Below are 9633 nucleotides of genomic sequence, written 5' to 3'. Positions count from 1 at the left end.
CGTCGCCGTTCAGTTCGACGCGGCACGACGAGCCGCCGAAGGACGCCCGGTTCTTTAAGAGCCGCAGACGCTGGACACCCACGCGCAGCCCCGTCTTTTCTTTCCCGATCAGCCCCAGAAAAACCCGAACCGCACGAAAGGAGCCGAGATGACCGAGAACGACGCCGGCCTCGCCGACTACCTCCCAGGCATGGAGCCGCCGACGGTCGAATCGGTCGTCTCGGCAGCGTACGAGAAGTCGATCATGCGACTGCGCTCCGACGGCGTCATCGGCGACGAGCACGCCGGCATCTGCGCCAGCATCATGGCCCTCGCTCAGATCGCCGACAACCCGATGACCAAGGCCTACGCTCGCAACGGCGCGCTGCAGGAAGCCCACGAGCAGATGCGCACGCTGCTCGAGGCGGCCAAGCGTCAGGGCGACGCCGACTACGCCACGTTCGAGGCATGGCTGGCGGCGCAGCAGTGACATGGTCCGGCTTCACCTACGCGACGCCTCGCGACCCGTCGCGCCCGTCGCGCGGCGCGAAGATCGCCGACCTCGCGCGCGCCCTCGGCTGGGAGCCGATGCCGTGGCAGCAGCACGTCTGGGACGTTGCCACCGAGCTCGACGAGCGCGGCAACTACGTCTACGAGAAAGTATTCGTGACCGTGCCGCGCCAGTCCGGGAAGACCACGCTGTTCGGCCCGGTCGAGCTGCAGCGCGCCGTCGAGTTTCCCGGCTGCAAGGTGTACTTCACCGCGCAGACCGGCGACGACGCGCGCACGCTGCTCAAGACCCTGATCTCGCGCGTCGAGGCGAGCCCGCTCAGCCGGTTCTTCGACGGCAAGCGCAGCGCCGCGCAGACCGGTATGGTCACGCCCCGCGGGTCCGAGATCTGGGCATTCCCGCCGAAGCCCGAGAAGATCCACGGCAAGACCCCGGTCCTCGTCGGCATCGACGAGATCTGGACCCTCGACGACGTCCAGTCCAAGGGACTCATCACGGACGGCATCGAGCCGGCGCAGCGCACGCTCTACGGCAAGCGCCAGATCTGGTATCTGTCGACGGCCGGCACCGCCGAGTCCACGTTCATGAAACGGCAGGTCGAGCGTGGCCGGCGCAGCGTCGAGCAGCCCGGCAGCGACCCCAAGTTCGCGTACTTCGAGGCCAGCCTGCCCGACGACGCCGACCCCTACGACCGTGAGGCGTTCGCCGCCTTCCACCCCGCGATCGGTTACACCCAGGACGTCGACGACCTGTTCGCGCTCGTCGACGGCAGCGCGCCGCCCGAGGAGCAGGTCGACCACTCGACCTGGCTCCGCGCGTACTGCAACCGCTGGACCGAGTCCCGCGAGGTGCTCATCCCGGACTGGGACGACCTCGCCGACCCCGAGCTCACGGCACGCTGGGCAGATGTCGCGATCTCATGGGAAGTCGCGCACGACAACGAGATGGGCGCGATCCTCGCGACTTGGCGCGACGACGACGATACGCCCTGCACCCGCGTCGTGCACGCGGCACCCGGCACGCGCTGGATGGAAGACCTGCTCGTCAACATCTACGAGCGGCAGCCAGCCGCGTTCGGCGCGGATGACGGAGGCCCCACGCGCCGGCTGAACGACAGGCTCCGCCTGCGCCTCGGCGACGACGCCATCACCACCCTCGGCATGAAGGACTTCGGCGTCGCGTGCGAGACCTGGCTGACCGCAGCCCGCGACGAGCAGAACATGCGCCAGGACGGCTCCCGCACGCTCGCGAACGGCGTCGCACACCTGGTCATGAAACGCACCGGCGAAGTCACCCGATTCAGCCGCGCCGACGCCGCCGGCCCCGTCGCCGCCCCCGTCGCATCCGCCGTCGCGCTCTGGCTCTACGACCACCGCGACGCCCCGTCCTGGACCCCAACCACGAGCTACTGAGGAAACCCCGATGATCTCTCTCGACTCAACCCAGATCAGCACCGTCGTCCTGTGCAGCCAGTGCCCGTGGTACCGCGGATTCGCCGACACCCGCGACGAGGGCTGGCGCGTCGGCGCACGCCACGAGCAGAACCTGCATCCCGAGCTCGACCAGGCCCGCAACACCCGCGATAAGCGCGCCTCTCGCGCACGACACGCCGTGTCGACGCTTTCGGGTGTCAGGACTCCGGCTGACGGTATCAAGCGTGAACCAGTCGAAGCCCAGCATCCTGAGCCGCGCGCTCAGCGCGATCGCGCCGGCCATGTCGCTCGCGATCAAGAGCCCCGAAGACTGGGCCGATAGCAGCCACCTGATCCCGGTCGACCTGCAGACGCTGTTCGGCTGGTCCGACGCATCCGGCATCCAGATCAGCCGGCGCACCGCGCTCGGCCTCGACGTCGTCGCGAAGGGCCGGCGGGTGCTCGCCACCAACCTCGGCCGCATGACGCTCGTGAACCGCAAGTCCGGCGCGCTCGCCCCGATGCAGATGTCGTACCTGCAGCAGCCCGAGGAAGACCGCCCGCTCGCGCAGACGCTGATCTGGACCGCCGACGCCCTGTACTTCTACCCGCGCACCTGGTGGATCGTGCAGCGCCGCGACGCGTACGGATGGCCGGCGCGCGGCGGCGTCAAGCTGCTCGATCGCAAGGATGCCGAGTTCGACGACGACGGCAAGGTCATCAAGGCCTGGGGCAAGCCGGTCGAGGCCCGCGACGTGATCCAGTTCGACGCACCCGACGGCGGCCTCCTGCACGACGGCCTCAAGCTTCTGCGCCGCGCCGTGATCCTCGATCGCGCCGCCAGCCTCGCCGAGGAGAACCCGGTCCCGTCCGTCGAACTGCACTACGACGGCAACAAGCCGCTCGAGGCGACCCAGATCCAGCAGCTGCTGCAGTCGTGGCAGGCCGCCCGCGCCAAGTACGGCGCCGCGTACACCGACAAGACCATCAACGCCAAGACCCTCGGTCTCGACAAAGAGCAGCTGCTGCTGGACGCGCAGAACCGAATGGACATCAAGCTCGCCCGACAGATCGGCATCCCCGCATGGGCGGCCGACGTCGCGCTCGAGGGCTCGACGCTGAACTACCAGAACCGCGCCTCGCGCGCCTGGGAGCTCATCGACCTGTACCTCGCGACCTACACCACCGCGATCGCATCCCGCCTGTCGATGAACGACTGCACGCCGATCGGCTGGTCGACCGAGTTCGACACCGAAGTACTCACCCGCCCCGACCTCAAAACCCGGTTCGAGACATACAAGGTCGGCATCGACGGCGGGTTCATCGACCAGGCATGGATCGAAGCCCAGGAAGGCCAGAAGATGAAGCAGCTCGAGGAGACCCCCGCATGAACGCGTTCGAGGAACTCCGCTCCCGCCTGCGCCTGATCGAGGCGAACGCCCAGCACCCCGCACGATGGAACCTCGAGCAGGGCGACGCCACCGCATCCCTGCACCTGTACGGCGTGGTCGGCGGGTTCTGGGGCGACATCGTCGCCGCCGACGTCGTCCGCGAGATCCGCGACCTCGACGTCGCCGAGCTCCACGTCTACATCAACAGCCCCGGCGGCGATGTGTACGACGGCATCGCGATCCGCAACGCCCTCCGCCAGCACTCCGCCACCGTCGTCGTCCACGTCGACGGGCTCGCAGCATCTGCCGCCAGCTTCATCGCAGCCGCCGGCGACGAGGTCATCATGGGCGAGAACAGCGAGCTCATGATCCACGACGCGTGGACCATCGCCCTCGGCAACGCCGACGAGCTCCGCACCGTCGCCGACGACCTCGACCGCATCAGCGACAACATCGCCGGCATGTACGCCGAGAAGGCCGGCGGCACCGCCGCCGAGTGGCGCGCCGTCATGAAGGCCGAGACCTGGTACTCGGCATCCGAGGCCGTCGCAGCCGGACTCGCGGACCGCACCGACGCCGCCACCCCCGAGACCGAGGACGACGAGCTCGACATCGCCGCCCGCTTCGACCAGCCCATCTACGCCCACGCCGGCCGCGCCGCGGCCCCGGCACCCATCCCCGTAGCCGCCATGGCTGCCACCCGAAAGGAACCCCGCATGAACCGTGAGCAGCTCGCAGCCGCACTGGCCGCCGGCACCATCACCCAGGCCCAGCACGACGACGGCATCCGCATCCTCGACGCCATGGCCGCGCCCGCAGCCCCCGCAGCGCCGGCCGCCGCGGCGCAGCCGGTCGCACCGTCCGCCGGCATCCCCGGCGAGCCCGTCAGCGCCGAGTACGCAGCCGGCCCCACCACCGTCCCGCAGGCCGGCGCGCAGGTCACCGACCGCCCCCGCTCGCTGATGAACATCGCCCGCGACGCGGCCGACGTACTGCAGCACGGCGGGTCGCTCAACGAGATGATCCGCAGCGTGAACAACGCGCTGACCAACGTCGTCGCCGCCGATGACGCAGGCGAAGGCTTCCTGCAGACCAGCCGCATCGGCGAGGTCTGGCAGGCGACCCCCGAAGGGCGTCCGCACGTCGACGCGCTGGGTGGACCCAAGCCGCTGACCGCCCCGAAGATCGAGGGCTGGAAGTGGACGCTCCCGACGCCCGAGCCCGCCGCATACGCAGGCGGCCTCGTCGAGGTCCCCACCGGAGCCTGGGCGACGGCGAAGGTCGAGGAGACCCCGAGCCGCTGGGCGTTCGGCAACAAGGTCGACCGCATCTACACCGACCTCGGCAGCGCCGACCTGATCGCCTCGCTGTTCCGCCTGCTGAAGGAAGGCTACGGCCGCAAGTCCGACGCCGCGGTCGCCACCGACCTCGTCGCAGGCGCAACCGCCCTCAGCAACCCGACCCCGGCGACGCTGATCGACGCCCTCACGCTCGCGTTCCTGCAGCTCAAGAAGATCGGCGCGAGCCCCACCCAGTTCTGGATGGGCGAGACCGCGTTCACCCAGTTCGCCGCGCTCAAGGTCGCCGACCTGCCCGCGTGGATCGCGAACGCAACCGGGTTCGTCGAGCTCGACGGCAAGACCTCGCTGTCGAACGTGTTCGACGTCGACGTCGACTTCCAGCTCGCGGCGCAGGGATTCCTCGCCCTCGACCGCAACGCGGCCGACGTGTTCGAGTCCCCGACGATCCAGGTCGAGGCGCAGGACGTCGCGCACGGCGGCGCCGACATCGGGTTCTTCGCCTACGGCGGCACGTTCATCTACGACGCCCGCGCGATCGTCAAGGCCACCATCACCCCCGTCCCGTAAGGAGCGCAGCAGACATGAGCAACAACGCCTACATCAAGGTCAAGCTCGACCAGATCGACGAGCAGAAGAAGGCGCTCCGCGCCCAGCTGAAGGCCCTCGACGCGAAGCGCAAGGCCTACAGCGACCAGCTGGTCGACGAGACCGACCCGGACCCCCAGACCGGCGACGAGGACTGATCAGCAGCGCGGGCCGGGCTGGCCGGCCCCGGCCCGGCCCGCGCACCACCACCGACCGAGAAGGACATCATGACCGCCTGGTACAGCGCCACCACCGCGAAGAGCGACCTCGGCATCAGCGTCAGCGACAAGCAGCTCGCCGCCGCTCAGGAGCAGTGCCTGCGCATCAAGGGACTCGCCCTCGACACCGCGGCCTCGCCGAGCGAGAGCTTCGCGCAGGGCGTCGTCTACCAGGCCCTTGCGAACAAGCAGGCCTCCCAGGCATCCGCGGCGGGTGAGCTCGGCAGCGACACCAACCGCGTCAACGTCACCCCGCTCGACTACAAGATCCTGTCGATGCTCATCATCCCTGCTCCCGACCCCGACGACCCCGCCCGCGACCTCGGCCACATCGGCACCCTGATCGGCTGACCATGGGCGCCCGACACGACCTGCGGGACCTGATCGCCGCATCCGCCCCCGACACGTGGGACATCATCGCCTACCCCACGCAGCTAAGCCCGCTCGACAACCCCGCCAAGCCCGTCGCGATCGTCATCGAACAGGACACCATCGCATCGGGCGACACGAGCCCCGACGACGAGCACGGCATCCCCGTCACCGTCACCCTCAACGTCTGGGTGATCGTCGACGCCACCCTCGGCAGCGATCGCGAGCAGGTCGAGGACGACCTCGAGGCGGCAGCCGAGCGGATGATCCGCATCCTCGAGCAGCTGCCCGACCAGTGGTGGGACGGCACCGCGAACCGCAACCAGTACGACCCGCAGAAGCCGGCCTACGACTTCACCATCCGCGCCGCCGGCGCGCTCACACCTGAGGAGACACCATGACCGCGAAGGCCACCAAGCGCTGGAAGGCGACGATCGGCACTGACCAGTACCAGGGCGAGACGAGCTCGATCGAGTACAACCCCGGCTACACGGGCACCGTGTGGAAGGGCGGCGACGACAACACCATCGCCGACGTCACCCCCGGCGACCCGCAGCTCACCATCGTCATGGCGATGGACACCGAAGACCCCACCTCGCTGTGGCGGCTGTTCCACGACGCGCCCGCCGGCACGCCGATGGAGCTCACCTGGGCGCCGCACTACGACGGCACGTTCGCGCTGAAGACGACGCTCTCGACGATCAAGCCGCCCGTCATCACCAACCGAGCCGGCGGTATCCCCGAGGTCACCGTTCAGCTGCCGTGCAGCGAGGCCGTCACCGCGACCAACGTGCCGTAGGCCGACCATGCTGGACGTCCGGAACTCGCGTGAGCTGCAAGCCACGATCCTCGCTCTGCGCGGCGCGCAGCGGCAGATCCGCACTGGCATCAACAAGGAAGCCCGCTCACGCATCCGGCCGCTCTGGCAGCAGGCCCTGAACGCGCGAGCCCGCGACGAGATGACCAGGCGCATCATCGTCGCGGGCGCCCGCGCCACGGCATCCGACCGAGGCGTCACCGTCCACGCCGCGACCAGGCGTCGGCCGCTCTCCGGCGGGCTCGTGCCCGCGTTCGAGTGGGCCGGCGCTGAGTTCGGAGCACGGACCAAGCGCATCGAGGTCACGCAGCGCTCACGCGCCGGCCGCAGCTACAAGCGGCCACTCACCATCAACCGACAGTTCCACGGAAGGCAGCAGGACGGCATGGTCGCATTCGACGCCGCCAGCGAGGTCGGCACCAAGATCGTCGCACTGTGGGTGCACACCGTCGTCGACGAGCTCACGCAGATTCCCGCAGTCGAGGTTGTGGCCTGATGCCCATCAAGATCGACTTCCTCGCCAACGTCCGCGGATTCTTGAAGGGCACCGACGACGTCGACGACGCGCTCGACGACGTCGCCGACAGCCTCGACGACATGGCGGATGCCGCCAAGAAGGGCGGCCGCGACGCCGAGCGATCCGTCGAGAAGCTCGAGGACAACTTCCGCGACGCCGCCCGCCGCGCCAAAGACCTCGGCGACTCTGGAAAGGACGCCGGCCGCGACGTCAAGCGCGGCATGGACGACGCCAGCGAGGGCGTCGAGGAGTTCAGGGACGAGGCGAACAGCACCGCACGCGAGGCCGCCGCATCGTTCGACGGCAGTGCCGAGAGCATCGTCGACGCGTTCCAGGAGATCGCGGCGAACGCGTTCGCCGGATTCGGCCCCGCCGGCGCAGTAGCCGGCCTCGCCGCAGCAGCCGGCATCGGACTCGCCGTCGGCGGGTTCGAGCAGATGAGCGATGCCGAGCAGGCCTCGCGCGAGCGCGCCGCAGAATGGGCGGACGCCTACGTCGAGGCCGGCAGCCGCGTGCTCACCGCGGCCATCAGCGTCGCACGGCAGAACGACATCGCCACCGACCCCGAGCGATTCAAGGAAGCATCGGACAACGCCAAGAACTGGGGAGTGGACGTCTCAACGGCGATCGCCGCGATGGCCGGCCAGGCCTGGGCGCTGAACACCGTCAACGACAACCTCGTCGCATCGTCCCAGAAGGTTGCCGACGAGATGAGCGAGGTCGGACTGCAGTACGACTGGACCGAGGAGTCGATGACGGACCTCGCCACCCGCACCGCCGACGGCCAGCGCGCATTCGACCAGCTGACCGGAGAGATGGCAGCCGGCGCCGCGCAGGCCGACGCGCTGTCGAGGTCGCTGTACCTCACAGCGAAGAACACCGAAGGAGCCACGACCGTCGTCGACGAGTTCGGCGACACCGTGACCACGCTGCCCGACGGCACCACCATCTACATCGACGCCGAGACCGGGCAGGCCACCAAGGACACCCAGGCGCTCGAGGACAAGATCTACGGCATCCGCGACAAGAACGTGAATATCACCGCCCGCACCGACATCGATCGCGCTGCCTACGACGCGTTCCTGAGGGAGATGCGCAACACGACGATCAAGATCAAGGGTCGCGTCGTGACGACCCCGGACGGCGGGGGATGGGACCGATGAGCACCACGATCACCCGGAGCACCGACGCGGCATCGATCATCCCCGAGCTCGTGCTCAACGGATGGGACAGCACCGACGAGCCGCGGACCATCGTCCACGAGATCCTCGGCCGCGAGACGCCCGACGTCACGCTACGCCCCGCAGCGCCGCGCAGCGGCACGCTCAGGCTGCTGTTCCCCGACGCGGCATCCGCCGAGGTAGCGCGCAAGTTCCACCGCGCCGCCGCGGTGTTCACGACGGTCAGCACCCTGGCTTGGGTGCCAGCCGCCTACGTGCCCGCCGGCGGCATCCGGACCGCGCAGCAGGAAGGCCGGCGCTGGGTGCTCGAGGTGCCGTTCCAGGAGGTCGCGCCGTGACCGTCTCGACGCATTCGTACGGGGCGGTTGTGACGCCTGCGTGGACTCCTGTGAGTGTGGTTGGTGGGTCGGTGACGTTGGATGCGTCCGCGATCCCGCATGTGGCGGGGGAGTTGACGTTTGCCGTTGCGGACGTGGGTCTGCTGGATGAGTTGGACCCGCGTGATGGTGCGCGTGTGAGCTTGTATGCGGTGCGTCAGGATGAGGACTTGACTGCGCGGTTCAGGTTGTTTGATCTGGGTGTGCGTGAGGTGACGCCGGATCGTGCGGCCGGGACCGTGAGCGTGCGACTCGCGTCGGATGAGGCTGTCCTGGGTGATGTCGCACCGTTGGCTGATGATGCGGGCGCGCGTGCGCACGAGGCGTCACTGCGTGGCGTGTGCGATTACGTGCTCGGCACGATCGGTGCGCACCTGGAACCGGGCACCCTGGACGCTGATGTGACCGCACGATGGGCGGTCACGAACGCGATCCATAATGCTCTGGCGGATACGACATCCGGGTTCAATGCCGGCACCAATGCGAACTCGGTCGCGACCGCGAGCAGCATGCCCCCAATCCTCGGTTCCGCCTACGTGTTCTGGCGGTCCGTTACGGCGGGGTTGAGCTATCTGAACTTGGATGGGCAACTGTCTGTCACGTCGGGCGAACCGGTCACGGCGCGGGCGTTCATGAGTGTCGGCGACGCGGCGGGCAATGGGTTCGTGATGGTGCGGTTCTTCAACAACGTTGGCGGCGTCATCAGCGACGTGACCGGGGCGCCTGTGATGCTGTCGGCTGCGTGGAAAGAGGTGACGCACACGATGACCGCGCCAGCGGGTGCCGTGCGCGCGCAACTGTACCTCGGATTCAACGCTCCTGCCGCCGCGCAGTCAGTGCGGTGTGATGCGCCGCTGCTGATCAGTGGGAGTGAGGTTGTCCCACCATTCAGCGGTTCGAGCGCTGCCACCGCCGAGTACGAGTACTCGTACGCCGCCGCTGTGGCGGCCTCGGCGAGCATCCGCACACCGCTGC

At 68.8% G+C, this 9633-nt stretch carries 12 protein-coding genes; all 12 read left to right on the top strand.

Annotated elements, in window-relative coordinates:
• The first annotated feature begins 148 nt into the window (after positions 1-148).
• Positions 149-469 (top strand): hypothetical protein, encoded by a 321-nt coding sequence (locus BGN97_RS02385; RefSeq protein WP_292697703.1) that lies wholly within the window; start codon positions 149-151, stop codon positions 467-469.
• Positions 448-1902: a terminase large subunit gene (locus BGN97_RS02380; RefSeq protein ID WP_292697701.1), complete on the top strand. Its 1455-nt coding sequence runs from the start codon at positions 448-450 to the stop codon at positions 1900-1902. The genes BGN97_RS02385 and BGN97_RS02380 overlap by 22 nt, the downstream gene beginning before the upstream one ends.
• A 245-nt stretch (positions 1903-2147) precedes the next feature.
• Complete coding sequence (locus tag BGN97_RS02375) at positions 2148-3293, top strand: phage portal protein (protein ID WP_292697699.1); 1146 nt, start codon at positions 2148-2150, stop codon at positions 3291-3293.
• On the top strand, positions 3290-5161 hold the full coding sequence (locus tag BGN97_RS02370; protein ID WP_292697697.1) for a head maturation protease, ClpP-related: 1872 nt from the start codon (positions 3290-3292) through the stop codon (positions 5159-5161). The genes BGN97_RS02375 and BGN97_RS02370 overlap by 4 nt, the downstream gene beginning before the upstream one ends.
• A 14-nt stretch (positions 5162-5175) precedes the next feature.
• Entirely contained in the window at positions 5176-5337 is a 162-nt protein-coding gene (locus BGN97_RS02365; protein ID WP_292697695.1) for a hypothetical protein, read from the top strand.
• 69 nt (positions 5338-5406) lie between these two features.
• The gene (locus BGN97_RS02360; RefSeq protein ID WP_292697693.1) at positions 5407-5748 is read left to right on the top strand and encodes a hypothetical protein; all 342 of its coding nucleotides are present in this window, start codon (positions 5407-5409) and stop codon (positions 5746-5748) included.
• Between the two features lie 2 nt (positions 5749-5750).
• Complete coding sequence (locus tag BGN97_RS02355) at positions 5751-6167, top strand: hypothetical protein (protein ID WP_292697691.1); 417 nt, start codon at positions 5751-5753, stop codon at positions 6165-6167.
• Complete coding sequence (locus tag BGN97_RS02350) at positions 6164-6565, top strand: hypothetical protein (protein WP_292697689.1); 402 nt, start codon at positions 6164-6166, stop codon at positions 6563-6565. The genes BGN97_RS02355 and BGN97_RS02350 overlap by 4 nt, the downstream gene beginning before the upstream one ends.
• 7 nt (positions 6566-6572) lie before the next feature.
• The gene (locus BGN97_RS02345; protein ID WP_292697687.1) at positions 6573-7079 is read left to right on the top strand and encodes a hypothetical protein; all 507 of its coding nucleotides are present in this window, start codon (positions 6573-6575) and stop codon (positions 7077-7079) included.
• On the top strand, positions 7079-8263 hold the full coding sequence (locus BGN97_RS02340) for a hypothetical protein (protein WP_292697685.1): 1185 nt from the start codon (positions 7079-7081) through the stop codon (positions 8261-8263). The genes BGN97_RS02345 and BGN97_RS02340 overlap by 1 nt, the downstream gene beginning before the upstream one ends.
• Positions 8260-8619: a hypothetical protein gene (locus BGN97_RS02335; protein WP_292697683.1), complete on the top strand. Its 360-nt coding sequence runs from the start codon at positions 8260-8262 to the stop codon at positions 8617-8619. Before BGN97_RS02340 ends, BGN97_RS02335 begins: the two co-directional genes overlap by 4 nt.
• Positions 8616-9633, top strand: a 1018-nt coding sequence (locus BGN97_RS02330) for a hypothetical protein (RefSeq protein ID WP_292697681.1), incomplete at its 3' end; no start/stop codon positions are given. The genes BGN97_RS02335 and BGN97_RS02330, both read left to right, overlap by 4 nt.

Source organism: Microbacterium sp. 69-10 (genome assembly GCF_001897945.1).
In the GTDB taxonomy this organism is placed as follows: Bacteria; Actinomycetota; Actinomycetes; order Actinomycetales; family Microbacteriaceae; genus Microbacterium.
Note: the sequence above shows the minus strand (reverse complement) of the source record. Positions and strands in the feature narration are given on the sequence as shown.